Source organism: Stenotrophomonas sp. ATs4, from assembly GCF_051861585.1.
Lineage (GTDB): Bacteria > Pseudomonadota > Gammaproteobacteria > Xanthomonadales > Xanthomonadaceae > Stenotrophomonas > Stenotrophomonas maltophilia_AS.
Map to the genome: position 1 here is coordinate 322,583 of NZ_JBLYPK010000005.1, position 23,106 is coordinate 345,688.

22 protein-coding genes and 2 riboswitches are annotated in these 23,106 nt (G+C 66.3%); of the genes, 14 read left to right on the plus strand and 8 right to left on the minus strand.

Annotation, left to right across the window (positions count from 1 at the left end; genetic code table 11):
- Positions 1 to 88 precede the first annotated feature (88 nt).
- Positions 89 to 700 (plus strand): DUF6445 family protein, encoded by a 612-nt coding sequence (locus ABR323_RS11435; RefSeq protein ID WP_439449374.1) that lies wholly within the window; start codon positions 89 to 91, stop codon positions 698 to 700.
- Between the two features lie 30 nt (positions 701 to 730).
- Here the strand turns inward: ABR323_RS11435 and ABR323_RS11440 are convergent, their stop codons facing one another.
- Positions 731 to 1,618, minus strand: a complete 888-nt coding sequence (locus ABR323_RS11440) for a LysR substrate-binding domain-containing protein (RefSeq protein ID WP_439449375.1) — start codon at positions 1,616 to 1,618, stop codon at positions 731 to 733.
- Positions 1,619 to 1,868: 250 nt separating this feature from the next.
- Between ABR323_RS11440 and ABR323_RS11445 the strand changes: the two genes are divergently transcribed.
- On the plus strand, positions 1,869 to 2,504 hold the full coding sequence (locus ABR323_RS11445) for a glutathione S-transferase family protein (protein WP_439449376.1): 636 nt from the start codon (positions 1,869 to 1,871) through the stop codon (positions 2,502 to 2,504).
- Between the two features lie 13 nt (positions 2,505 to 2,517).
- Entirely contained in the window at positions 2,518 to 3,546 is a 1,029-nt protein-coding gene (locus ABR323_RS11450) for an LLM class oxidoreductase (RefSeq protein ID WP_439449377.1), read from the plus strand.
- A 27-nt stretch (positions 3,547 to 3,573) separates the two neighbouring features.
- Here ABR323_RS11450 and ABR323_RS11455 read toward each other — a convergent pair whose 3' ends face one another.
- A complete protein-coding gene (locus ABR323_RS11455) occupies positions 3,574 to 4,500 on the minus strand; it encodes an aspartyl protease family protein (protein WP_439449378.1) in 927 nt (308 codons plus the stop codon).
- 107 nt (positions 4,501 to 4,607) lie between these two features.
- Between ABR323_RS11455 and ABR323_RS11460 the strand changes: the two genes are divergently transcribed.
- The 7 genes from ABR323_RS11460 to ABR323_RS11490 all read left to right on the plus strand — a co-directional run bounded on the left by ABR323_RS11460 (position 4,608) and on the right by ABR323_RS11490 (position 10,079).
- The gene (locus ABR323_RS11460; protein ID WP_439449379.1) at positions 4,608 to 5,315 is read left to right on the plus strand and encodes a response regulator transcription factor; all 708 of its coding nucleotides are present in this window, start codon (positions 4,608 to 4,610) and stop codon (positions 5,313 to 5,315) included.
- 92 nt (positions 5,316 to 5,407) lie between these two features.
- Positions 5,408 to 6,646, plus strand: coding sequence for a sensor histidine kinase (locus ABR323_RS11465; protein WP_439449429.1), 1,239 nt, complete (start codon positions 5,408 to 5,410; stop codon positions 6,644 to 6,646).
- 71 nt (positions 6,647 to 6,717) lie between these two features.
- Positions 6,718 to 7,218 (plus strand): MarR family winged helix-turn-helix transcriptional regulator, encoded by a 501-nt coding sequence (locus ABR323_RS11470; RefSeq protein WP_439449380.1) that lies wholly within the window; start codon positions 6,718 to 6,720, stop codon positions 7,216 to 7,218.
- Positions 7,215 to 7,955, plus strand: coding sequence for a DNA alkylation repair protein (locus tag ABR323_RS11475; RefSeq protein WP_439449381.1), 741 nt, complete (start codon positions 7,215 to 7,217; stop codon positions 7,953 to 7,955). The genes ABR323_RS11470 and ABR323_RS11475 overlap by 4 nt, the downstream gene beginning before the upstream one ends.
- Positions 7,956 to 8,001: 46 nt before the next feature.
- Positions 8,002 to 8,340 carry a DUF6616 family protein gene (locus ABR323_RS11480; RefSeq protein ID WP_439449382.1) on the plus strand — a complete coding sequence of 113 codons (339 nt, stop codon included), beginning with the start codon at positions 8,002 to 8,004 and terminating at the stop codon, positions 8,338 to 8,340.
- A gap of 112 nt (positions 8,341 to 8,452) precedes the next feature.
- The gene (locus tag ABR323_RS11485; protein ID WP_439449383.1) at positions 8,453 to 8,710 is read left to right on the plus strand and encodes a hypothetical protein; all 258 of its coding nucleotides are present in this window, start codon (positions 8,453 to 8,455) and stop codon (positions 8,708 to 8,710) included.
- Positions 8,711 to 9,005: 295 nt separating this feature from the next.
- Complete coding sequence (locus ABR323_RS11490) at positions 9,006 to 10,079, plus strand: 3-deoxy-7-phosphoheptulonate synthase (protein WP_071227875.1); 1,074 nt, start codon at positions 9,006 to 9,008, stop codon at positions 10,077 to 10,079.
- Between the two features lie 51 nt (positions 10,080 to 10,130).
- Here the strand turns inward: ABR323_RS11490 and ABR323_RS11495 are convergent, their stop codons facing one another.
- Positions 10,131 to 10,271 carry a hypothetical protein gene (locus ABR323_RS11495; RefSeq protein WP_439449384.1) on the minus strand — a complete coding sequence of 47 codons (141 nt, stop codon included), beginning with the start codon at positions 10,269 to 10,271 and terminating at the stop codon, positions 10,131 to 10,133.
- Positions 10,272 to 10,376: 105 nt separating this feature from the next.
- Here ABR323_RS11495 and ABR323_RS11500 point away from each other — a divergent pair, with 105 nt between their 5' ends.
- Positions 10,377 to 11,225 carry a hypothetical protein gene (locus tag ABR323_RS11500; RefSeq protein ID WP_439449385.1) on the plus strand — a complete coding sequence of 283 codons (849 nt, stop codon included), beginning with the start codon at positions 10,377 to 10,379 and terminating at the stop codon, positions 11,223 to 11,225.
- A gap of 136 nt (positions 11,226 to 11,361) precedes the next feature.
- On the opposite strand, the gene ABR323_RS11505 is transcribed toward ABR323_RS11500, so the two are convergent.
- The 4 genes from ABR323_RS11505 to ABR323_RS11520 all read right to left on the minus strand — a co-directional run bounded on the left by ABR323_RS11505 (position 11,362) and on the right by ABR323_RS11520 (position 19,590).
- The gene (locus ABR323_RS11505; protein WP_439449386.1) at positions 11,362 to 14,421 is read right to left on the minus strand and encodes an efflux RND transporter permease subunit; all 3,060 of its coding nucleotides are present in this window, start codon (positions 14,419 to 14,421) and stop codon (positions 11,362 to 11,364) included.
- Positions 14,418 to 17,525, minus strand: a complete 3,108-nt coding sequence (locus ABR323_RS11510) for a multidrug efflux RND transporter permease subunit (protein ID WP_439449387.1) — start codon at positions 17,523 to 17,525, stop codon at positions 14,418 to 14,420. The genes ABR323_RS11505 and ABR323_RS11510 overlap by 4 nt, the downstream gene beginning before the upstream one ends.
- Positions 17,522 to 18,688, minus strand: coding sequence for an MdtA/MuxA family multidrug efflux RND transporter periplasmic adaptor subunit (locus ABR323_RS11515; protein WP_439449388.1), 1,167 nt, complete (start codon positions 18,686 to 18,688; stop codon positions 17,522 to 17,524). Before ABR323_RS11515 ends, ABR323_RS11510 begins: the two co-directional genes overlap by 4 nt.
- Positions 18,689 to 18,972: 284 nt before the next feature.
- A complete protein-coding gene (locus ABR323_RS11520; RefSeq protein WP_135275268.1) occupies positions 18,973 to 19,590 on the minus strand; it encodes a trimeric intracellular cation channel family protein in 618 nt (205 codons plus the stop codon).
- An 84-nt stretch (positions 19,591 to 19,674) separates the two neighbouring features.
- Positions 19,675 to 19,778, minus strand: a riboswitch (glycine riboswitch).
- A gap of 13 nt (positions 19,779 to 19,791) precedes the next feature.
- Positions 19,792 to 19,881: riboswitch (glycine riboswitch) on the minus strand.
- Between the two features lie 40 nt (positions 19,882 to 19,921).
- Between ABR323_RS11520 and ABR323_RS11525 the strand changes: the two genes are divergently transcribed.
- Both ABR323_RS11525 and ABR323_RS11530 read left to right on the plus strand, forming a co-directional pair.
- Complete coding sequence (locus tag ABR323_RS11525) at positions 19,922 to 20,179, plus strand: GIY-YIG nuclease family protein (RefSeq protein WP_439449389.1); 258 nt, start codon at positions 19,922 to 19,924, stop codon at positions 20,177 to 20,179.
- A gap of 71 nt (positions 20,180 to 20,250) precedes the next feature.
- Positions 20,251 to 20,682, plus strand: coding sequence for a nuclear transport factor 2 family protein (locus ABR323_RS11530; RefSeq protein WP_439449390.1), 432 nt, complete (start codon positions 20,251 to 20,253; stop codon positions 20,680 to 20,682).
- Positions 20,683 to 20,881: 199 nt separating this feature from the next.
- Here the strand turns inward: ABR323_RS11530 and ABR323_RS11535 are convergent, their stop codons facing one another.
- A complete protein-coding gene (locus ABR323_RS11535; protein ID WP_439449391.1) occupies positions 20,882 to 22,162 on the minus strand; it encodes an NAD(P)/FAD-dependent oxidoreductase in 1,281 nt (426 codons plus the stop codon).
- Positions 22,163 to 22,284: 122 nt separating this feature from the next.
- Here ABR323_RS11535 and ABR323_RS11540 point away from each other — a divergent pair, with 122 nt between their 5' ends.
- Positions 22,285 to 23,079, plus strand: coding sequence for an NYN domain-containing protein (locus ABR323_RS11540; RefSeq protein WP_135275265.1), 795 nt, complete (start codon positions 22,285 to 22,287; stop codon positions 23,077 to 23,079).
- Positions 23,080 to 23,106: the final 27 nt, after the last annotated feature.

Sequence of the window (23,106 nt, forward strand, 5' to 3'; positions counted from 1 at the left end):
CCCCGATGTAAAGAAGAACCCCGCCGCAAGGCGGGGTTTTTCGTTGCCCGGTTGCCGCCGCGTCAGCGCATCGCTACGCTCGGTAACCATGCCTACCTCGTTCATCGTCGTTGACGACTTCCTCTCTCCCGCCGACGCGCAGGGGTTGCGCCAGGCGGCGCTGGGCCTGACCTATCCCGTGCAGGAGGGCGCGTTCCCCGGCCGCAATTCGCAGCAGCGGCTGGATCTGGATGGACTGTCCGGCGCGGTCTCGCGACTGGTCAACGAACCGCTGCGGCCGGTCAACCCGCTGCAGTCGCACGGCAAGTTCCGACTGACCCTGGCCGGCGACACCGGCCGCGCCAAAGTGCACGCCGACCACTCGCACTGGTCCGGCATCCTTTACCTGAGCGCGCCCGAGCATTGCCAGGGCGGTACCGAGTTCTTCCGCCACCGCCGCACCAACACCGAACGCATGGCCCTGGATGCCCATGAGCTGGCTGCATTGGGCTATGCCAATGGCGGCGACATGCATCGCGATATCATCGAGCGCGACAGCATCGACGACAGCCAGTGGGAGATGACGATGCGCATCCCGATGCGCTTCAACCGGCTGGTGCTGCTGCGGCCCTGGTTCTGGCATACCGCCGGGCCGGCATTCGGTGACCGCCCGGAGAATGGCCGGCTGGTGTACCTGATGTTCTTCGAGCAGGCGCGGTAAGCGGGTCAATCATCCACGCATGGCGCGGATCTACCGGGCCTGCAGTGTTGTGCGCAGCCACGCCAGGAAGGCAGGCAGTGCAGGATTGCCTTCCGCATCAGCACGCGTGACTGCGTAGTAGGCGAAGGCCTGCGGCCATGGCTGGTCGATCACCACCTGCAGGCGGCCGTTGGCCAGTTCTTCGGCTGCGTGGATGTCGCGTACCAGAGCGATGCCTTGCCCGGCTACCGCCGCGCGGATCAGCAACACGTCATCATCGAACGCAGGGCCGCGTTCCAGGCGTTCATCGGCGGCCAGCCCCAGTGCCTGGAACCACAGCCGCCAATCGCTGCGGTCGGCGTCCTGCAGAAGTGGCAGGTGCAGGCAATCCTGCACCGAGCCCATCTTCGGCGTGCCGGCCAACAATGCAGGACTGGCCACCGGCAGCAGCACCGGCGCCATCAGGTGCTCAGCGTGCAGCCCTGGGTAGCGACCCAAGCCATGGCGGATCGCGATGTCCACCCCCTCGCGGCGCAGATCGACCAGCGCCGCGCTCGAGTCCAGCTGTACGTCCACCTGCGGATGCAACGCACTGAACGCGCCCAATCGCGGTGCCAACCACTGTGCGGCAAAGCTGGGTGCCGCGCTGATGCGCAGCGTGCGCCGCATTTCCCAGCGCTCCAGGGTCTGCAGGCTGTGCGAGATCTGCTCGAAGGCCTGCAGCAGTTCCGGGTATACGCGAGCGCCGGCGGCGCTGAGCACCACGCCATGCCGGGTGCGGTCGAACAGGCTCACGCCCAGCCGCTCCTGCAGCTGCCGAAGCTGCTGGCTGATCGCACCGGGCGTGACCCCCATCGCTTCGGCGGCAGCGGTCAGGCTGCCATGACGGCCGGTTTCAACGAAGGCCCTCAAGCCCAGCAGCGGCAGCACCGCACCCATTTCCACTCTCCTGTAGCTGTGTCGGCACGCGCCGCGCGACGACAGCATATCGAGCGTAGTGCAGGCTGTCGCCCGCTTCCCGCGGACGTTGAGCTGCGCTCAACTCCCCGTGCAGGAGACATCGTTTCCTTCTCGAGCAGCGCATTCCTAGACTGGTTGCACGGCTGCTGCAGCGCCTGTTTCCGCATCACCTGTCCTCGTCCATCCAAGACCGGTGCATGCCGTCGCTCCCTGCCGTCCAGGAATCCCCATGAACGAACCTTCGCTGCACCTGTATACCGACAGCTCGCCCAATGGCTTCAAGGCCACCATCGCACTGGAAGAGCTGGGCGTTCCGTATCGCATGCACCACGTACGCATCGCCGACGGCGAGCATCGCCATCCCGATTTCCTGCGGCTCAATCCGCATGGCCGCATTCCGGTGCTGGAGGATCGTGCGCGTGGCATCGTCATATTCGAATCAGCCGCGATCCTGATGTACCTGGCGGAGCACGCCAACACGCTGCTGCCCACGGATCCCGCCGCTCGCTGGGAGGCGCTGACCTGGCTGATGTTCCATGCCGCCAGCGTCGGCCCGATCCTCGGTCAACGCGTGCATTTCGAACACTTCGCGCAGGCCGCCGATGCCATGGCGATCGAACGCTACCGCCGGCTGAGCGAGGACCTGTTCGCGGTGCTTGACCAGCGCCTGCAGGGGCGTGTGTGGCTGGCCGGTGATCAGTATTCGATTGCCGATATCGCCCACTTCGGCTGGCTGCATATCGCGCGCATCATCGACATCGACTTCTCCCGGCATCGCCATCTGGCCGCGTGGTTCGCGCGAGTGGCGGCACGCCCTGCGGTACAACGTGGCGTGCAGCTGCCCGAACCGGCCACCGGTCCGTAAGGAGGCCCAGCGAATGAGTGATTCCATTGCGATGCCGGGCGCTTCAGCTCCCGCCTTTGCCACGCACCCCGGCTACCAGCGCATGTTCCGCACCGATGCACTGACCCTGGGTATCTACCTGCCGTTGCGTTTCTACCAGGGCGACATGCGCGTGCTGCAGGGCCAGGCACGGTTGGTGGAAGACATCGACCGCCGCGGCTTTGCTGCGGTGTGGGTACGCGACGTGCCGCTGTTCGACCCGATGTTCGGCGATGCAGGACAGTTGTTCGACCCATTCACCTACCTGGCATGGCTGGCGGCGCGCACGCAGCGCGTGGCCCTGGCCACCGGCAGCGTGGTGCTGCCACTGCGCCACCCGATCGACCTGGCCAAGGCGACGGCGTCGATCGATCAGCTTTCCGGCGGACGGCTGGTGATGGGCGTGGCGTCCGGTGATCGGCCGCTTGAGTTCCCGGCCTATGGGCTGGAGCACGCTGCACGTGGTGAACGCTTCGCCAGCGCCGTGGGCGAGATCCGGCGTTGGCTGCAGGCGGGCACCGATGGCCGCATGACGCATGCGTGGGCCGGGCAGGGGGTGCAGCTGCTGCCACCCACGGTGAGCGGGCGTGTTCCCTTGATCGTCACCGGCGGTGCGCGCCAGTCACTGGAATGGATAGGCCAGCATGCCGATGGCTGGCTGACCTATCCCGAATCCACCCACGACGACGCCGGGCCACAACGTCTGGCTGCGAAGATCAAAGCCTGGCGCGCGCTGATCCCGGACGGGGGCTTTCGTCCACACACGACCAACGAATGGATCGATCTGGTGGACGACCCGGATCATCCACGCACGCCGCTGCAAGGGGGCTATACCCTGCGCACCGGCCGCAAGGGCCTGATCGACCTGCTGCAGGCCTGGCAACGTGCGGGCGTGAATCACGCGGCGCTGGGTATCCAGTTCGCCGAGCGTCCTGCCGGCGACGTGCTGCAGGAGCTGGCCGAAGAGGTGCTGCCGTTGTTCCCTTCGCATCCGGGGCCAACGCCGAAGGTGATGGACTGGTAACGCAGCAGGAGAGGCGTCGGCCGGTGCTCAGCTGGCCGGCCGACGCAGGCAGATGCGTGTTGCACCGGCGCTGATGTCCACCTGCCCACCCCGCATGGCATCGGCGCCGAGAATCAATGCGGGCCGTGAATCGAGGCCGATCGCCTTGAATACGGACAACTCGCTGATACGGATCTCCATCGGCGGATGCTGCCATCCGGCGCTGATCATGCCTGGCAGGGTGTACAGCCAGGTGGCCTGCTTGCCGCCGCCCAGGCCCTCGGTGCCCTTCTCACGCACGCGTACCCGCGCATCGCTGCCATCGGTTCGTACCCCCAGCGCACGGGCGGCTTCTGCATTGAGCACGGTCTGCGCAGCGCCGGTATCGACCACGGCGATAGCCTCCACACCGGTCTCGCCCAGCGACAGCGTGATGAAGGCGAACTGGCGCAGGCCCGCACTGCGATCGGGCAGAGCGTTGGCCTGGCAGCCGCTTCCGCCGAACGCGAGACGTCCCGCTGTCCACAACGCGAGTTCGCTGCGGCCGAAGTCCCAGCGCGTATCCCAACGCCCGGTCAGATCATTTCCAATCAGGCCGTCGATGGCAGGTTCATCGTCTTTCACCAATGAGGACAGATCAACCTGGGTGCCACTGGCTTGCAGCTGCCATCCACCCAGCTGCCAGGACGTGGAGCGCATGCGTCGCAGCTCGGCAGCTTTGGCACTCGCCCCCTGGGCATGCGAAACGGCCCCGTCGGGGTCGTCCAGGCCGTAGCGTCGAACCACGCGTCCATCGACCAGCGTCGCTCCCGCCGCACTGTCGACCACGAAGCGCAATGGTTCGGCGCGACCGTCCAGTGATACGGCCACGGCCGGATGGCCGCCCTGCATCCACATCGGGAGTACGTGTTCGGGAGGATTGGCAGCCAAGGCAGGCAGCGAGGCAGCAAGCAGGGGAAGCAGGGTGAGGCGCAAGGGAGGTCTCCGCGATGATCGAGGGACGACCATTGGCGCGCACGCGCGTATCGCGGGAATATCGGCGTTGATACCGTCCTGATACACACCTGCCGGATACTGCCTGCATGAACGCTCCCGCCCAGGTCATCGTTGTCGACGACGACGCCAGCATCCGCGACGCCATCGCCGACTGCCTGCTGCTGCACGGCTTCCGGGTGCGTGTGGCGGCAGATGCCGCGGCGCTGGATGTGCTGCTGCAGGTCGAACGTCCTGATGTGATCGTGCTGGACTGGATGATGCCCGGCGAGGATGGCCTGTCGGTCTGTCGCCGGCTGCAGGCACGGGCCATTCCGATCCTGATGTTGTCGGCGATGGGCAGTGCACCGGACCGGGTGATCGGCCTGGAGATGGGTGCGGACGACTACCTGGCCAAGCCGTTTGATCCGCGCGAGCTGTTGGCAAGGGTACGTGCTCTCCTGCGCCGGCAGGACAAACTGCGTACCCAGGTTGCGAGCGAACTGCGCTTTGCCGGTTGGCGGCTGCTGCCCGACGCGCGTCGCCTGCTCGCACCCGATGGAACTGATCTGATGCTCAGCCGTGGAGAATTCAGCCTGCTGCTGGCGCTGGCGGAACGACCCGGGCGAGTGCTGGGGCGTGAACAGTTGTTGCAGTTGAGCCGGGGCGAAGCCAGCGACAGTGTCGACCGTGCCGTCGACCTCGCGATCAGCCGGCTGCGCCGCAAGCTGGGTCAGGCGTCATCCGGGGCAGAAGCCCTGGTGCAGACATTGCGCGGCGAAGGCTATCGCTTCGACGCCGAGGTAGAGGTGCTTTGAGTACCCGCTGGTCTACTGCGCGCTGGATCGCGGCGCTGGCCCTGGCCAACCTGCTGCTGGCGACGCTGGTCAGCGTGGCCGTGGTCGGCTGGATGCCTCGGCCCGCGCCACCGCCCATGCGGCTGGACCAGGCCATGCAGGTGCTGCGTGGCGAACAGGCCCCAGCGCCGCTGGGCCTGCATCTGGCGACGCAGGACGCGCCACCAGAGGGCAGCGCAAGCGACTGGCTTACACAGTTGGCGGCGCTGCAGATGGGCGTGCCGGTGAGGGATGTCCGCCTGGTCTGGAGCAGGCAGGGCAAGGCGCCCGCTGTGCAGGTCATTGAAGGCGGCACCGTGCTCGATGCTGCGGTGCGGGCCGGCGCACTGAGGGCACAGGCTGCGGCGCTGACCGCCATGCAATGGCCTCCGTTTGAACTGGGCAGGCGCCAGGCCGATGGTCGTTGGCAGGTGGTCGGCAGCGATCACAGTGATCTGGCAGCTTGGCGGCGACAGGTGATACTGGCGCTGCTGGGCGGTGCCGTGTTGTTGGCGCCGCTGGCGGCGTGGGCATCGATCCGGCTGGGGCGCCCACTACGACGCTTGGCCGAAGCCAGTGCACGTGTGGACCTGCAGGCCGAAACGCCATTGCCGGATGACGGCCCACGCGAAGTTCAGGTGTTGGCCGCCGCGATCAGCACCGGTCGCGAGCGCCTGCGTGCGCAGGCACAGGACATGACCCATATGCTGGCTGCAGTGGCGCATGACCTGCGCACCCCCTTGACCGGCCTGCGACTGCGCGCCGAGTTCGCGCCCGCGCCACAGGCGGCCCGGATGGTGGCGGACATCGAGCGCATGAATACGATGATCGAGCAGGTGCTCGACTACGCACGGGGTGAACTGCAGCCGTTGCAGATGCACTCGTTGGATCTGGCCGCGCTGCTGGAGGAGTGCGTGCAGTCAGCGCTGCTGCGCGGCGTTGAGATATCCATCCAGGGGCCGGACAGTCTGCCCTGGCACGGCGACGCGCTGCTGCTTCGGCGCGCGTTCGACAACCTTGTCGACAATGCCGATCGCTATGCCGGGACGGTGGAGCTGCGGCTCGCCGTTGTTGAACAAGGGGTCCAGCTGGAGGTGATGGATCGAGGCCCGGGCATCGCTGAGGGCGACCGTGTACGCCTGCTGCAACCGTTCCAGCGCAGCGAGCGTTCTCGGAGTCGCACCACCGGTGGTGCGGGACTTGGGCTGGCAGTGGCCGCCAATGTGGCGAGGCGGCACGCGGGCGAACTGCAGCTGCTGCACCGGGAGGGCGGCGGGCTGATCGCGCGCCTGCTGCTGGGAAGGCTCTCCTGATACCGGCTGTGGTTTACAGTCAGCCAATTTTTGGATGTATGATTAGCCGCCTAATCATATCGGCGCGCACGATGATCGAAGCCAAGCACCATGCCCTGCTGGATGAAGCGCAGCGACGCGGCCACGCCAACATCGCGCAGCTGCGCTTGTGCTTCCAGCTGCTCTCGCTGTCCTCCTCGATCGACCGCGACTGCGCCACCCGCCTGGCACCACACAGTCTCAGCGAGGGCCGCTTCATCGTGCTGTTCCTGCTGCACGGGGCCGGCGGCACCTTGCCGCCGCACCTGCTGGCCGAGCACGCAGGCGTGACCCGCGCCACCATCAGCGGCCTGCTTGATGGCCTGCAGCGCGAAGGGTTGCTGCAGCGTCGCAGCGATGCCGAAGATGGTCGTCGCCTGCAGATCGTGCTGACCGCACAGGGAAAGTGCCTGGCCGAGTCGCTGTTCGAGCAGCACACGCAGTGGATCGGTGGCCTGTTCAATGGTTTGGACACGGATGAACAGCAGCAGCTGTCGCAGTTGCTGCACAAGGTATGGCAGCACACCGACGCCGGGCGCGAATCCGCTTCATGAGCATGACCATTTCGACGGAACGGCTGCGTGCGCTCAACAGCGGCAATGCTGCTGCCACCCATCTGGCCGAATGCCTGGCAGTGGATTTCGCCGCGCTGCTGCAGGTGGTGGTGCCCGCGCTGGAACCGGGAGCACTGCAACGCATGCGTGGCGCCTCAGGCAAGGGCATCACCCAGCGCATGGCACTGGCTGCCCGGTTGCTGCGAGAAGCCGGGCAGGGCGATCCAGCGCAATGGCGGGACCATACGTCCGATACCGTGCGTGGTTGGGCCTGCTACCTAATCGGCAGCGATGCTGACGCGACGCTTGGGATGAAGCTGCAGGCGATGCGAGCGCTGGCCGATGATCCGCACTTCGGCGTGCGCGAATGGGCATGGCTGGCGCTACGGACCGACATCGTCGCCGCACCCGTGCAGGCGCTTGAACACCTGCAGCCGTGGACGCAGGAGGCATCGCCCAATCTGCGCCGGTTTGCCTGCGAGGCGCTGCGCCCGCGCGGTGTCTGGGCGACGCATATCACGCTGTTCAAGCAGCAGCCGGAACACGCACGGACGCTGCTGGAGGCACTGGCCGACGATCCGGAGCGCTATGTGCAGGATTCAGTCGGCAACTGGCTCAACGACGCTGGCAAAACGCAGCCGCAGTGGCTGCGTGAGCTGTGCACGCGTTGGCAACACCAGCACCACAGCGACGCCAACGCCTACATCCGCAAACGCGCAACGCGTTCGCTCTGGTAGTGCCGGCCGTTGGCCGGCAACCCCGAACCCTCAAGGAAGAACCACCATGTCGCACACCCTCATCGAGCTCTACACCGCTACCCCCACCTGGACCGCGCTCAGTTCCGAGCAGCGCACCGCGTTCTTCGCCCGCATCGGTGCCGGCATGCAGCAGTTCGATCCAGCCCGCATCACGCCGCTGGCGATGGGTCGCATTGCCACGGGTGTGCCGCACGGCAGCAACGAGCAGTTCTATGCGGTCTGGCACTGCTCCAGCCGCGAGGAGACCGATGCGCTGGTGGCGGGTATCGCCGCCACCGGCTGGCATGAGTACTTCACCACCACCCATGCCATCGGTGCGGTGGACGGCATGGACCAGCACCTGGCCGACCTGGCCGCGCTGTAACGGCGCGGCAGACATCTGCAGATTCTGGCCATTGGCATGGGTGGCACATGCGCCTGTCACCCAGACACGGTAAACAGTGCATTGCCCATGTCCGTCCGCAGGGAAGTCGATCATGCAGAGCACGCTCCAGGTCACGCTGTTCGGCCCTCTTGGCGACAGCCCGGCGTTGCAGTTGCCGGGTCTGGAGGGGCCGTCGGTGGCCATCCCGGAACCGGCCCTGCGGCGGTTGGTCTCCGACCTCTACACCGCGCGTTCCCTGCTCAACCCCGAACAGCTGGACGAGGCCAGGCTGGAACTGGACCGCGTGCTGGAACGCTGGGCCGACATCCACGAGGGCCTGCTGCTGGATGTGGAAGTGCATGGCAAATGAGCGATTTCGCGTGGTTGCCGCCGCTTGGGCAGGGCTGGCGCGTACCTCGCTGAACCGCGTCCCCAGTTGCGGATGAAACATTTTGCACTGCGCAAAAGCTGTGCTATCAATAGATCCCATGAACGCAGCCCCCACCAGCTTTTACTGGTATTACTTTCCGAAGCCACTGGCGGAGGAAGGACTGCGCTCACCCTGAAGAAAGCTTCAGACGCATTCCCGAAAGCCGCCAGCGAACCTGGCGGCTTTTTTCATGCCGCCACGCTGGGGACCCCCAACGTTCCGGAGATCTCCCGCAATGCCCCCGCACACCGACGACCTGCGTATCCGCACCATTGAACCGCTGACACCGCCTGCCCAGCTGCTGGCGATGCTGCCTTGTGACGATGAAGCTTCCGACACCGTCAGCGCCTCGCGCGCGGCCCTGCACCAGATCCTGCATGGCCGTGACGACCGCCTGGCGGTGGTGGTCGGCCCGTGCTCGATCCACGACCCGAAGGCCGCCATCGAGTACGCCCAGCGCCTGAAGCCGCTGCGCGATGCGCTGGCCGGCGAACTGGAAATCGTCATGCGCGTGTACTTCGAGAAGCCGCGCACCACGGTGGGCTGGAAGGGCCTGATCAACGATCCGGACCTGGACGGCAGCTTCAAGATCGACAAGGGCCTGCGCATCGCCCGCGGCCTGCTGCGCGACATCAACAAGCTCGGCCTGCCGGCCGGCGTCGAGTTCCTCGACGTGATCTCGCCGCAGTACATCGCCGACCTGGTGGCGTGGGGCGCGATCGGTGCACGTACCACCGAAAGCCAGGTGCATCGTGAGCTGGCCTCGGGGCTGTCGTGCCCGGTCGGCTTCAAGAACGGCACCGATGGCAACGTCAAGATCGCCGCTGACGCGGTGGGTGCGGCATCCAACCCGCATCACTTCCTGTCGGTCACCAAGCAGGGTGGCACCGCCATCGTGTCGACCACCGGCAACCCGGATTGCCATGTGATCCTGCGCGGCGGCAAGCAGCCGAACTACGACGCCGGCAGTGTCGCCGAGGCCTGCCAGGTGCTGGCCAAGGCCAAGCTGCCGACGCGCCTGATGATCGACGCCAGCCACGCCAACAGCCTGAAGAACCCGGAGAACCAGCCGAAGGTGATCGACGACATCGCCGTTCAGCTGGAAGACGGCGAACAGCGCATTGTCGGCGTGATGATCGAGAGCCATCTGGTCGGTGGCCGCCAGGAACTGGTGGAAGGCCAGCCGCTTGTCTACGGGCAGAGCATCACCGATGGCTGCATCGACTGGGACACCACCGTGACGGTGCTGGAGCGACTGGCCGCGGCCGTGCGCGCCCGTCGCGACGTGAAGGTGTCCGAAGCCGCTTGAGTGCGGCACGTGTGTGGATGGCGGCCAGCACCTGCGGGGGTGCGGCCGCGATCAGGGGCGATCGGAGTTGGAGGTCGCCCCGTCCGCACCGGCGATGCGCCTGGCGCTGCGTATGTGCGACAGCGCCAGGTACATCGCCGGGGTGGTGTGAACCCCGGCCGCGACGCGGTCGAACCGGTAGATCCACGCCATGCGTGGATATCGGCGAACCACACGACAGGATTTCGGAAGAGTTGTATGGAGTCCTCCTGCAACTTCGGCCGAAGATGGGGTTCCTCGCCTGACTGGACCCCGCCGATGCATGTTTTCCCGGATGACAATTTTCTGGATCCAGCTTGTCGGTCGATTTCTGGTGAAGCTGCCAAGGCGCTCGTGAGCTTGAAAGGCGGACGAATCGCAGAAGATGCCGTATCTGTCATCGAAGACTGGTTTGAGCCGTCCCTCAAGAAGGCGCGCCTGCTGGCGGATCTTGATGAAAGAATCAGGATCCACAGCAGCGAAGGGGACCAGGGGCTGCTGCGGCCTGCGCTGAAGGTCCGGGCGGTGATCGCGGCATCCCCCGAGCCCGCGCCCGATGACTACGAGCCTTCATTCAAAGTAGTGCCTGCGACGACGCTAGGTGGCGACTGGCAATCCGACTGCGAGACCGACTGCGTGATTGTCGATGGTGACCTGATCGTAGACGGCACGCTGATACTGAACGACTTGAGCGAGACGCTCTGCGTGATCGTACTGGGGAGCCTCAGGGCCCGGAATCTCGACTGTGGTGGTTGGGTGTTCGTGCGTGATGAGCTGGAATGCGATCATCTGTACGCGTGCTCACTCAATGATGGGATTCTGTCTGTAGGTGGCAACATGACTGTTCAGACCTTCCTCGAGACCGGCACCTACACACAAGTGGCGGGGCGCCTGACCGCGAGCTGCGTCGGCAGCACTCACAACTGCATTGAAGTGGAAGGTGAAGTGAACTGCCCGGGCTTCGATAGGCGATCTGATAGCGACTACCTTTGCCAATGGATTGATCCTGCGCTGCTGGAAGTCGACGATTCCGGCGCCGATTTCGCACGCGAACCCGAGCTATATCCTTCTGCTGGCTATCCAGAGCGGATACGCGCGGGGTGCAGTCCTATCAAGTCCAGGTTCTAGATCCATGCCATGCGCTGATGCCGTCCTTCTGTACAGTCGAGCCATGCTCGACTAACGAAAAAAGTAGCCGAGCATGACTTGGCTCTACCGTGGCTCCCCACTAGCTCCACGTCATGCGTGGATGAACCGCACGCGTTCACCGCTTGGCCCGCACCCTCGCCAACGCCAGATACATCGCCGGGGTCGTATACAGCGTCAGCCACTGGCTGACCAGCAACCCGCCCACAATGGCGATACCCAGCGGTTGTCGGAGTTCCCAGCCTTCGCCGTTGGCCAGCATCAGCGGCAGGGTGCCCAGCAGCGCCGCCAGTGAGGTCATCAGGATCGGCCGCAGGCGCAACCGCGCAGCTTCCATCACTGAGTCCTGCGCACTCAGCCCGCGCCGTTCACCCGCCAGCGCGAAGTCCACCAGCAGGATGGTGTTCTTCATCACCACGCCCACCAGCAGGAACAGGCCGAGCAGGGCGATCAGATTCAGTTCGTTGCCGAACACCCATAGCGCCAGCAGCGCACCGATACCGGCCGAGGGCAGGGTGGACAGGATCACCAGCGGTTGCAGGAAACTCTCGTAGAGGATGCCCAGCACCAGGTAGACCGCCAGCGTGGCACCCAGCACCAGCCACAGCTGGCGCGAACGCAGCTGCTCCAGGCCTCCGGCCTCACCGGACAGCTTGCCCTGCACCGAACGTGGCAGCATCAGTTTCGACATCGCACCCTCGATCGCCTGCGTGGCCTGCTCCAGCCCCACGCCCGGCGCCAGCGCGAACTCGATCCAGATCGAAGCAAACTGTTCACTGTGATACACCCGGTCCGGTGCCATGCCATAGCGCCAGCTGGCGATGCTCGACAGTGGAATGCGCTGGCCGTTGCCGTCGATCACCTGCAGCCGCGCCAGCGTGCCAGGGTCCTGGGTGTGCTTCGGGTCCAGCTCCATCACCACCCGGTACTGGTTGAGGCTGTCGTACAGCGTGGCGACCTGGCGCTGGCTGAAGGAGTTGTTGAGCATGTTGGCCACGGTGCGCAGGTCCACGCCATGTCGCGCGGCCGCTTCGCGGTCGATGTCCAGCATCACTTGGCGCATGCCGGCCTCGCCCTGCGCTTCCACGTCCACCAGCTCCGGCAGGCCACGCAGTGCGGCGGCCACCTTCGGTGCCCACTCGCGCAGGGGCGCCGTATCGGCCGACAGCAGCTGGAACTCATACTTGCCGCTGCTGCCGGCGCCTTCCAGGCGGATGTCCTGGTCTACCCACAAGTAGAGATTGCCGCCGGGCAGCTTGGGCAGTCGCGCGCGCAGGCGGTCGATCACCTGCTGGCTGGAGACCCTGCGCTCGGCCAGTGGCTTCATCTTGATCATGATGAAGGCATTGTTGACCCCGTTGCTGCCACCGATGTAGCCGATGATGTCCTCGATGGCCGGGTCGGACAGCAGCAGTGCGCGGTAGGCATCGATCTTCGGCTGCATCGCCTGGAACGAGAGTCCGTCGTCGCCGCGGGCGAAGCCACGCAGCTGTGCGGTGTCCTGCTGCGGCACGATGCCCTTGGGCACCTGCTGGAACAGCCACGCATTGAGGGCGATCACGGCCACGAACGCCAGCAACGGCCACCGAAGCCGACGCAGGCTGGCCTGCAGCGTGCGCAGGTAAGCGCCGCGCACGCGCTCGAACAGTGCATTGCTGCCGCGTTGCCAGCGCGAGGGCTGCTGCGCGGCATCCACGAACAGGCGCGCGCACAGCATCGGGACCAGGCTCAATGCCACCAGTACCGACACCGCCATCGCCGCCACCAGGGTCAGCGAGAATTCGCGGAACAGGCGTTCGACGAAGTCGTCCAGGAACAGGATGGAGATGAACACCACGGCCAGTGCCAGGTTCATCGACAACAGCGTGGCGCCAACTTCCGACGCACCGCGCACGGCGGCCTGCCAGCGGTCGGCGCCCAGTTCGCGGTGGCGGGCGATGTTCTCCAGCACCACGATGGCATCGTCCACCACCAGCACGGCGGCCACGATCAGGGCCATCAACGAAAGCGTGTTGAGCGAAAAGCCCATCAGCGCGATCAACGCCAGGGTGCCGAACAGCACCACCGGAATCGCCACGCTGGGCACCAGTGCCGCGCGCCAGTGGCCAAGAAAGCCGAGTACTACCAGCACCACCAGGGCGATCGCCAGCACCAGCGTGAGTTCCGCCTCGCGCAGGGTGGCGCGGATCACTGGCGAGCGGTCCATCACCAGGCGCATGTCCACGTTGGCTGGCAGCAGTGCATGCAACTGCGGCAGCTGCGCCTGGATGGCATCGACGGTGGCAATGATGTTGGCGCCGGGCTGACGGCTGACGATCAGCAGCACTGCCGGGCGTTCGTTGTGGAAGCCGCTGGCATAGCGGTCCTCGACGCCATCGGCAACGGCGGCGACATCGCCCAGCCGCAGCGTGCGGTCGTCGCTCACCTTCAACGCCAGTTCGCGGTACTGCGCGGCCTGACGAAGCTGCATCGGTGCTTCCAGCTGCCACTGCTGGCGGTCATCGCCCACGGCACCCAGCGGGCGCATGGCGTTGGCGCGGCCGATGGCCTGGGCCACGTCCTCCAGTGCCAGGCCCGCATGGTTCAGTGCATTCGGGTCCAGCGATACGCGTACCGCCGGCAACGCGCTTCCGCCCACCTGTACTTCACCCACGCCCGGTACCTGCGACAGCTTCTGCGCCAACACGGTGGAGGCCAGGTCGTACAGCTGGCCGGGTGGCAACGTGTCCGAGGTCAGTGCCAGCGCCAGGATCGGTGCCTGTGAAGGATTCACCTTGCGGTACTGCGGCATGCCCGGCATGCCACTGGGCAACTGCCCGCGTGCAAGATTGATGGCGGCCTGTACTTCGCGCGCGGCCTCATCAATATCGCGGCCGAGCACGAACTTCAGTTCGATCTGGGTCTGGCCCTGAGTGCTGGCCGAGTCGATGCGCGAGATGCCGGGCAGGCTGCCCAGCGCCCGCTCAAGTGGTGTGGCCACGGTGGCCGCCATCGATTCGGGTGACGCACCGGGCAGGCTGGCGCTCACTTCGATGGCCGGGTAATCGACCTGCGGCAGCGGCGCCACCGGCAGCAGCCGCAATGCCAGCAGACCGGCCAGCACCAGCGCCACTGCCAGCAGAATCGTGGCCACCGGGCGCTGCACGCAGGCCTGTGCCAGGCGTGCAACAGGGGTCATGCGCGCGCCTCGTCGGCTGGCGCGGTGGCCGTTGCGCGACCGCGCTGCAGGCGATCAAAGGCCAGATAGATCACCGGCGTGGTGAACAGCGTCAGCACCTGGCTGACCAGCAGGCCGCCCACCATCACCCAGCCCAGCGGCTGCCGCAGTTCGGCACCGGAACCACTGGCCAGCATCAGCGGCACCGCGCCGAACAGTGCGGCCAGCGTGGTCATCAGGATCGGCCGGAAACGCAGCAGCGCGGCCTGGTGGATCGCTTCGCGTGGCGTCATGCCGCGTGTGCGCTGCGCGTCCAGTGCGAAGTCGATCATCATGATCGCGTTCTTCTTCACCAGGCCGATCAACAGCACGATGCCGATCACTGCGATCAGGTCCAGGCTGCGCCCACTCAGCCACAGTGCGGCCAGGGCACCCACGGTGGCCGAAGGCAGGGTGGAAAGGATCGTGATGGGATGGATGAAGCTCTCATAGAGCACGCCCAGCACGATGTACATCACCACCACCGCAGCCAGGATCAGCCACAACGTGCTGGACAACGAGCTGCTGAACGCCGCCGCTGCACCCTGCAGGCGCAGCTCGATGCTCTGTGGCAGGTGCACCTGCGCACGTGCGGCATGCACGGCTTCCACTGCTTCGCCCAGCGATGCGCCAGGGGCCAGGTTGAATGACAGCGTGGCCGCCGGGAACTGGCCCACGTGGTTGCGCAGCAGTGCACTTGGGCCAGTCTCAACCCGGGCGACAGCGCCCAGCGGCACGGTCTGCCCGCTGCTGCTGCGTACACGCAGGCCCGTGATCGATTCCGGTCCCGGTTGCCGTGAAGGATCGGCTTCCAGCACCACCCGGTACTGGCTGGCCTGGGTGAAGATGGTCGAAATCTGCCTCTGCCCATAGGCGTCGTACAGCGCATCGGCCACCGCTTCCACGCTCACGCCCAGGCGCGCTGCGGCGTCGCGGTCGATCGCTACACGGGCCTGCCGGCCCTGCATCTGCAGATCGCTGGCCACATCGCGCAGCGCGGGTGACTGGCGCAGCGCCTGCAGTAGTTTGGGTGTCCAGGTTTCCAGTGTTTCAAGATCCGGCGTGGTCAGGGTGAACTGGTACTGGTTGCGGCTGATGCGGTCTTCGATGCCCAGTTCCTGCACGGGTTGCAGATACAGGGTGATGCCGGGAATCTTCGCGACGCGCTGTTGCAGGCGCGCCATCACCACCTCGGCGCTGTCACGTTCGCCGTGCGGCTTCAATTCGATCAACAGGCGGCCGGTGTTGAGGGTGGCGTTGTTGCCGTCCACGCCGATGTACGACGACAGGCTGGCCACGGCCGGGTCCTGCTCAATGGCCGTGGCCAGTGCCAGTTGCCGCTCGCGCATGGCCTGGAACGAGATGGCCTGCGGTGCCTCGCTGATGCCCTGCACCAGGCCGGCATCCTGCACCGGGAAGAAGCCCTTGGGCACGGCAAAGTACAACGCCACGGTCAGCGCGAGTGTGGCGACGGTGGCCAGCAGCATCAGCGGTTGCCGCTGCAGCACCCAACGCAGCTGGCGGTCGTAGAGGGCGATGACGCGGTCGAAGACATCGCGCTTCGGCGGCGAAGGGGCCAGATCCCCTTGGGGCTCCGACCCCGCCACATGCGGCTTCAGGAACCGCGCACACAGCATCGGCGTCAACGTCAGCGAGACCAGCAGCGAGATGCCGATGGCCACGGCCAACGTCACCGCGAATTCGTGGAACAGCGCGCCCACCAGATCGGCCATGAACAACAGCGGGATCAACACCGCAATCAGCGAAACGGTCAGCGAAATCAGGGTGAATCCAATTTCACTGGCGCCTTTCAGCGCTGCCTCGCGCGGGCTTTCGCCCTCTTCCAGGTGGCGCGCGATGTTCTCCAGCATCACGATGGCATCGTCCACCACGAAGCCAGTGGCGATGGTCAGCGCCATCAGCGTGAGGTTGTTGAGCGAATAGCCGGCCAGCAGCATCACCGCGAACGTGCCCACCAGCGACAGCGGCACCGCGACGCTGGGAATGAGCGTGGCCGGCAGGTTGCGCAGGAACACCCAGGTGACCAGCACCACCAGCGCGATGGCCAGCACCAGCTCCTTCTGTACGCCGCGCACCGACGCACGGATCGATTCGGTACGGTCACTCAGCACGGCCATCTGCACGCCGGCCGGCAAGGTGGCCTGCAGCTGCGGCAGCAACGCACGCACCTGCTCGACCACGGCGATCACATTCGCCCCCGGCTGGCGCTGGATGTTCACCAGCACTGCGGGCGTGGTGCCGCTCCATGCCGCCAGCTGGCGGTTCTCGGCGCCATCGCTGATGGTGGCCACATCGCCCAGCCGCAGTGGCGCGCCATCGCGCCAGGCCAGCACCAGCGCACGGTACTCGGCCACGCTGCGCATCTGGTCGTTGGCATCGAGCATCACCGCGCGGATCGGGCCATCGAAGCTGCCCTTGGGCAGGTTGACATTGGCGGCGGCGATGGCGGTGCGGATGTGGTCCATGCCCAAGCCATTGGCGGCCAGTGCCGCCGGATTCACCTGGATGCGCACGGCAGGGCGCTGGCCGCCAGCCAGGCTGACCAGGCCGACGCCCGGCAACTGCGCCAGGCGCTGCGCGATGCGCGTATCCACCAGATCGTGTACCTGCGGCAGCGACAGGCCTTCTGAGGTCACCGCCAGGGTCAGGATCGGCGTATCGGCCGGGTTGACCTTGCGGTAGACCGGTGGCACCGGCAGATCGCCGGGCAGGAAGCTGCCGGCTGCGTTGATCGCCGCCTGCACATCCTGCTCGGCCACGCCCAGCGACACCTCCAGGCCGAACTGCAGGGTGATGACCGACGCACCGCCGGAACTGGTCGACGACAACTGCTTCAGGCCGGGAATCTGCCCCAGCTGACGCTCCAGCGGCGCGGTGATGGTGCGCGTGGTCAGCTCCGGGCTGGCGCCCGGGTACAGCGTGGTGATCTGGATGATCGGGTAATCGACCTGCGGCAGCGCTGCCACCGGCAGCAGGCGGTAGGCCAGCACGCCGGACAGCAGCAGTGCCACCATCAGCAGCGTGGTAGCGACCGGACGCAGGATGAAGGCGCGCGAGAGGTTCATGCGCCGGCCTTGGTCACGGCCTCCTCGGTGATGATCTCCACCGCGGTGCCGTCTTCCAGTCCGTCGATGCCTTCAATCACCACCTTGTCGCCGGCCACCAGGCCGGAGCGTACGGCCACGCGTCCGTCATCGGCAGGCCCAAGCACCACGTTGCGCCGCTGCGCCTTGTTGTCCTTGCCGACGACATGCACGTAGTTGCCCTGGCTGCCGAACTGCACGGCGGCATCGGGAATCAGCAGCGCGGGCTGCTCGCCCAGCTGCAGGCGTACGTTGACGAACTGGTTGGGGAACAGGGCCAGGTCGTCGTTTTCGAAGTGCGCACGCAGCTTCAGCGTGCCGGTGGTGGTATCGATGCGGTTGTCGACACTGGACAGTGAGCCGCGGGCCAGCTGCCGGCGTTCTTCGCGGTCCCACGTTTCCACCGCCAGCGCTGGCTGCGCCTGCACGGCATCGAGCAGGGCGGGCAGTTCCGGTTCGGGCACGGTGAACAGCACACTGATCGGTGCGGTCTGGGCCAGCGTCACCAGGCCTTCGGTATCGCTGGCACGCACCAGGTTGCCCACGTCCAGCCGGCGCAGCCCGATGCGACCGCTGACCGGGGCGACGATGCGGGTGTACTGCAGCTGCAGGCGCGCTTCGTCAACAGACGCCTGATCGCTGATCCGCCGACCCTGCAGCTGCCGCACCTTGCTCTGCTGGTCGCTCAGTTCCTGCCCGGACACGTAGTTCTGCTTCTGCAGTTCGCGGTAGCGCTGCAGCTGGCGTTCGGCGTTCTCCAGCTCGGCCAGGTTCTGCTGCTGGGTACCCTGGGCCTGTGCCAGCTTCACCTCATACGGGCGTGGGTCGATCTGCGCCAGCAGGTCGCCTGCCTTCACCTGCTGTCCTTCCTGGAAGTGCAGGCGCAGCAGTTCGCCATCCACGCGGCTGCGCACCACCACGCTGTGCAGTGGCGTGACCGTACCGACCGCCTTCAGGCGCAGCACCAGAGGCTCGGCGCTGGCACGCGCCACGCGTACCGGGACCGTCTTGCCCGGCGCATCGTCGCTGCTGCCCGATCCGCTCCGGGGCCACAGCCACCACGCCAGAAGGGCGACGAGGGCGATAGCCAGCACCACCCGCAATGGGCGGGCACGGCGGAAGCGGGAATTTTCGGCGACAGACATGGGGCATCCTGCGCCCTGCGCGCGCAGGGACATGCGGGCCCGTCGGCGCGCTCAAGGCACCACGGGCAGCGGGGAGGGAGTGTCTGGCGGGGCCGCGGGCGCGGCGTGGCTGGATGCCGTCGCGGCAGCAACGGGGTGACAATGGTAGCCAATCACCCCGGCCAATGCCGCATGACCATCGTCATGCAACGCATTCGGTAGTGCCGGCCGCTAGCCGGCAACCTGCTGGAATCCGCGGGCATGTGCCGTGTTGCCGGCCAGCGGCCGGCACTACCGTCAGACAATCAATGCACTTCGTCGTGATAGACGAACTTCGGCATTTCCCAGCGGTAGTGGATCGCCAGAAGCCGCACTGCGAAGCCACCGCCGAGGCAGCACAGGATCGCCGTAGCGTCGGCCACGCCCCAGTGCAGCAGCAACAGGTACACCGCACCGGTCAGCAGCGAGATGATCGCGTACAGCTCCTTCTGGAAGATCAGCGGCACCTCGTTGCAGAGGATGTCGCGCAGCACGCCGCCGAACGCGCCGGTCAGCATGCCGGCAATCAGCACGATGGGCGTGGCATGACCGGCCTCGCGCGCGATCGAGCAGCCGATCAGGGTGAAGGCGATCAGGCCCAGCCCGTCCAGTACCAGGAAGGTGCGACGGAAGTGATGCATCCAGCGTGCGACCCACGTGGCGATCAGCGCCGCGCACACGGTGAAGCCCAGGTACTCGGGGTGCTTCACCCAGCCCAGCGGGTAATGACCGAGCAGGATGTCGCGCAGCGAGCCGCCACCGAGGGCGGTGACACAGGCGATCATGACCACGCCGAACAGGTCCATGCGGCGGCGGCCCGCAGACAGGGCGCCGGTCATGGCTTCGGCGGAAATGGCGATCAGGTAGATGATGGACAGCAGCATGGGGCAGGCTCCGGGCGCGGTGGGGCCGGCCATGCGCGACCACCGCCACTGCCTGCGCAATGACGGGATGACGATGACCGGTGCCGCTCCCGCTGTCCTTTTGCCTGAGAGTTCAGCGGCATGGGCCGCGTGCCCCTTCGGCGGATCGTCCCGGGCGTGCCCGGTGACCTCTCTCCAGCTCGGCGAGTCGAATGCATGGTTGGTGGGATTCCAGCCCACCGGCCTGAGCGATCATGGGAGCCTGCGCCTTCGGCGGGCGCCAGCGCGGCGCCTCTCTCCTGCATTCGGGCGCCAGTATATCCGCTGCAGTGCAGCACGGCATAATCCGGGTATGGCCCCGTCCCTCCGCCCGTGGTTCCTGTACCTGCTCGAATGCCGCGATGGCAGCTATTACGCCGGCATCAGCACCGACGTGCAGGCCCGTTTTGCCGCCCACCAGGCTGGCAAGGGAGCCCGTTACACCCGATCGCGGCCGCCGCTGCGCGTGCTGGCCGTGCGCGAGTACCCGGACCGGGCCGCCGCCTCGCGGGCCGAGTGGCAACTCAAGCAGCAGCCGCGCGAACGCAAGCTGGCGTGGTTGATGCAGTAGATCCACGCCATGCGTGGATGGGCGCATCCGGCCATGCCATGATCGCCCAGCCCTCAGCGCTGGAGACCCGGATGTCCACCGTTGCCCTGTTGTTCGCACTTTCCGCAGCAGCAAGCCCCGCTGCCGACGCCGCTACGATCGCGGCCATCGAAGCCACCTGCCATGACTACGTGGACGGTCAGCTGGAAGCCGACCCGCAGCGCGTCGCCCGCTCCTTGCACCCGGACCTGGCCAAGCGCGCGGTCCTCGGCGATACGCCAGACGAGCGACTCGGCTTGCGCCGGATGTCGAAGGAGGAGCTGGTCTCGCTGACGAAGCAGGGCGCGTTGAAGACCCCGAAGGATCAATGGGACCGCCGCTGCACGGTGCTGGACGTGACTGGCAATGCCGCCTCGGTGCGATTGGAAACGCCGTGGTTCGTCGATTACTTCCACATGGGACGCTTCGACCAGCGCTGGGTCATCGTCAACGCGCTGTGGTACCCGAAGCCGAAGGCGAAGTGAGCCTGGAGTGCGGCGCAGATTGCCGACTCCGCAAGGAAGGAAGATTTCTGCCGGGCATGGTCGAAACGGCGGGTGCCGGGCGGCCCGATGAATCGGTAGATCCACGCCATGCGTGGATGGTGTTGACGGGGTCAGAGCCCTTTCCTGCGGAAAGGGATCCGACCCCAACGTAATTCAATCATCCACGCATGGCGTGGATCTACCGCCTTGGTCGACGGTCTTCCTGGTCATCACCAAAAATGATGCGCGCGCTGCGCTGGTAGCTCCAGTACGCCACGGCCCAGTTCAGCAGCACTACGATGCGGTTGCGGAAACCGATCAGGAAGAACACGTGCGCGGCCAGCCAGAACCACCAGGCCAGTACGCCGGAAAGCTGCAGCCGGCCCAGGTGCACGATCGCGGCCATGCGGCCGATGGTGGCCAGGTTGCCGAAGTCGGCGTACTTGAACGGACCGGGCTCGGGCTTGCCGTGCAGGCGTGCACGGATCACCTCGGCCACGTACTTGCCCATCTGCTTGGCGGCGGGCGCCACGCCGGGCACCGGCTTGCCGTTGGCCTGGTTCAAGGCGGCCAGATCGCCGGCCACGAACAGTTCCGGGTGGCCAGGCAGGGTCAGGTCGGGTTGTACCTGTACGCGTCCGGCGCGGTCCAGCGGCACCTCCAGCGTGCGCGCCAGCGGCGATGCGGCCACGCCCGCGGCCCAGACCACGGTACGTGCCGGTACGAACTGATCACCGAGCCTGAAGCCCTGGCTGTCGATGTCGCTCACCGGAGTACCCGTCAGCACTTCCACGCCCAGTTTTTCCAGCTGCCGGCGTGCCTTCAGCGAAAGCACTTCCGGGAACGAGGACAGCACGCGTGGGCCGGCCTCCACCAGGCGCACCTTGGCGCTGGCCGGGTCGATATGGCGGAACTCGTTGCGCAGCGTATGCCGCGCGATCTCGGCCAGGGTGCCCGCCAGTTCAACACCCGTGGGGCCGCCACCGACCACGGCGAAGCTCAGCCATGCGGCCTTCTTCGCCGGGTCCGGTTCTGCCTCGGCGCGCTCGAAGGCCAGCAGCAGCTTGCGGCGCAGCGCGATGGCATCGTCCAGCGTCTTCAGCCCGGGGGCATCATCGGCCCATTGGTCGTTGCCGAAATAGGCGTGGGTGGCGCCGGTGGCCAGCAGCAGGCTGTCGTAGTCCAGCGTGCTGCCATCGGCCATGCGGATCTGCCGGGCCTGCTTGTCGACGGTCACCACTTCGCCGAGGCGTACTTCCACATTGCGCTGGTGGCCGAGGATGTGGCGCAGTGGTGCGGCGATGTCCGGTGCGGACAGGCCGGCGGTGGCCACCTGGTACAACAGCGGCTGGAACAGATGGTGGTTGCGGCGGTCGACCAGGGTGATGCGTATGCGTTCGCGGGCCAGGGCGCGGGTGGCCCAGAGCCCGGCAAAACCGCCGCCGACAACGACCAGGTGGGGAACGCGCTCGCGACTCATCGACTCACTCCAGTGGGGGCATGGGGGAAGCGTTTGGCATCTTCGCACGGCAGGTGGTTGTCACGTCAGCGCCTGCGTGGATCAGCGATACTCGGGTTCAGGCAACCGCCCGCGAGGAATCCATGAGCGAACCCGAAAAGCGCATCGCCCTGTTGATCGATGCCGACAACGCGCCGGCCTCGAAGATCGACGAGGTCCTGGCTGAAGTCGCCCGCTATGGCGTGGCCAATGTGCGCCGCGCCTATGGCAACTGGAAGAGCCCGCGGCTGAAAGGCTGGGAAGCGGTGCTGCACGAATACGCGATCCGCCCGATCCAGCAGTTCGCGTACAGCAAGGGCAAGAACGCTTCGGACATGGCGATGGTGATCGATGCGATGGACCTGCTCTATGCGCGGAATCTCGATGGTTTCGCCATCGTCTCCAGCGATGCCGATTTCACCCCGATGGTGATGCGCCTGCTGACCGACGGCGTGAAGGTGTATGGCTTCGGCGAGAAGAAAACCCCGGAGCCGTTCGTCAACGCGTGCTCGAAGTTCACCTACCTGGAAGCGCTGGGCCAGACCCATGCCAGCGTGCAGGATGTCGAGCAGGGATCGAGTGAACAACCGTCGAGTGAACAGACGCCCAGCGAGCAGCCAGCGAGCGACGATGCGCGCCCACGCAAGAGCGGCGCGGAAATGCGCAGTGATACGCGGCTGGTGAAGATGTTGCGCCGCGCGGTGTCCTCGGCCGAGGGCGAGGATGGCTGGTCGCATCTGGGGCCGGTTGGCAGCCAGATCGGCAACCAGGCTTCGTTCGATCCGCGCAACTACGGCTATGGCAAGCTCAGTGACCTGCTGGCCGCGATCGGCCTGTTCGAGCTGAAGAAGGACGGCAAGTCGTCCTACGTGCGCGCGCTGCCGAAAAAGAACCGGTAGTGCCGGCCGCTGGCCGGAAAGGAACCG

Bases quoted from the DNA above. Each gene is read 5' to 3' on its own strand.
- ABR323_RS11435 (WP_439449374.1), top strand. From the start codon at position 89: ATGCCTACCTCGTTCATCGTCGTTGACGACTTCCTCTCTCCCGCCGAC.
- ABR323_RS11440 (WP_439449375.1), bottom strand. From the start codon at position 1,618: ATGGGTGCGGTGCTGCCGCTGCTGGGCTTGAGGGCCTTCGTTGAAACC.
- ABR323_RS11445 (WP_439449376.1), top strand. From the start codon at position 1,869: ATGAACGAACCTTCGCTGCACCTGTATACCGACAGCTCGCCCAATGGC.
- ABR323_RS11450 (WP_439449377.1), top strand. From the start codon at position 2,518: ATGAGTGATTCCATTGCGATGCCGGGCGCTTCAGCTCCCGCCTTTGCC.
- ABR323_RS11460 (WP_439449379.1), top strand. From the start codon at position 4,608: ATGAACGCTCCCGCCCAGGTCATCGTTGTCGACGACGACGCCAGCATC.
- ABR323_RS11465 (WP_439449429.1), top strand. From the start codon at position 5,408: ATGCCTCGGCCCGCGCCACCGCCCATGCGGCTGGACCAGGCCATGCAG.
- ABR323_RS11470 (WP_439449380.1), top strand. From the start codon at position 6,718: ATGATCGAAGCCAAGCACCATGCCCTGCTGGATGAAGCGCAGCGACGC.
- ABR323_RS11475 (WP_439449381.1), top strand. From the start codon at position 7,215: ATGAGCATGACCATTTCGACGGAACGGCTGCGTGCGCTCAACAGCGGC.
- ABR323_RS11480 (WP_439449382.1), top strand. From the start codon at position 8,002: ATGTCGCACACCCTCATCGAGCTCTACACCGCTACCCCCACCTGGACC.
- ABR323_RS11485 (WP_439449383.1), top strand. From the start codon at position 8,453: ATGCAGAGCACGCTCCAGGTCACGCTGTTCGGCCCTCTTGGCGACAGC.
- ABR323_RS11490 (WP_071227875.1), top strand. From the start codon at position 9,006: ATGCCCCCGCACACCGACGACCTGCGTATCCGCACCATTGAACCGCTG.
- ABR323_RS11495 (WP_439449384.1), bottom strand. From the start codon at position 10,271: ATGGCGTGGATCTACCGGTTCGACCGCGTCGCGGCCGGGGTTCACACC.
- ABR323_RS11500 (WP_439449385.1), top strand. From the start codon at position 10,377: ATGCATGTTTTCCCGGATGACAATTTTCTGGATCCAGCTTGTCGGTCG.
- ABR323_RS11505 (WP_439449386.1), bottom strand. From the start codon at position 14,421: ATGACCCCTGTTGCACGCCTGGCACAGGCCTGCGTGCAGCGCCCGGTG.
- ABR323_RS11510 (WP_439449387.1), bottom strand. From the start codon at position 17,525: ATGAACCTCTCGCGCGCCTTCATCCTGCGTCCGGTCGCTACCACGCTG.
- ABR323_RS11515 (WP_439449388.1), bottom strand. From the start codon at position 18,688: ATGTCTGTCGCCGAAAATTCCCGCTTCCGCCGTGCCCGCCCATTGCGG.
- ABR323_RS11520 (WP_135275268.1), bottom strand. From the start codon at position 19,590: ATGCTGCTGTCCATCATCTACCTGATCGCCATTTCCGCCGAAGCCATG.
- ABR323_RS11525 (WP_439449389.1), top strand. From the start codon at position 19,922: ATGGCCCCGTCCCTCCGCCCGTGGTTCCTGTACCTGCTCGAATGCCGC.
- ABR323_RS11530 (WP_439449390.1), top strand. From the start codon at position 20,251: ATGTCCACCGTTGCCCTGTTGTTCGCACTTTCCGCAGCAGCAAGCCCC.
- ABR323_RS11535 (WP_439449391.1), bottom strand. From the start codon at position 22,162: ATGAGTCGCGAGCGCGTTCCCCACCTGGTCGTTGTCGGCGGCGGTTTT.
- ABR323_RS11540 (WP_135275265.1), top strand. From the start codon at position 22,285: ATGAGCGAACCCGAAAAGCGCATCGCCCTGTTGATCGATGCCGACAAC.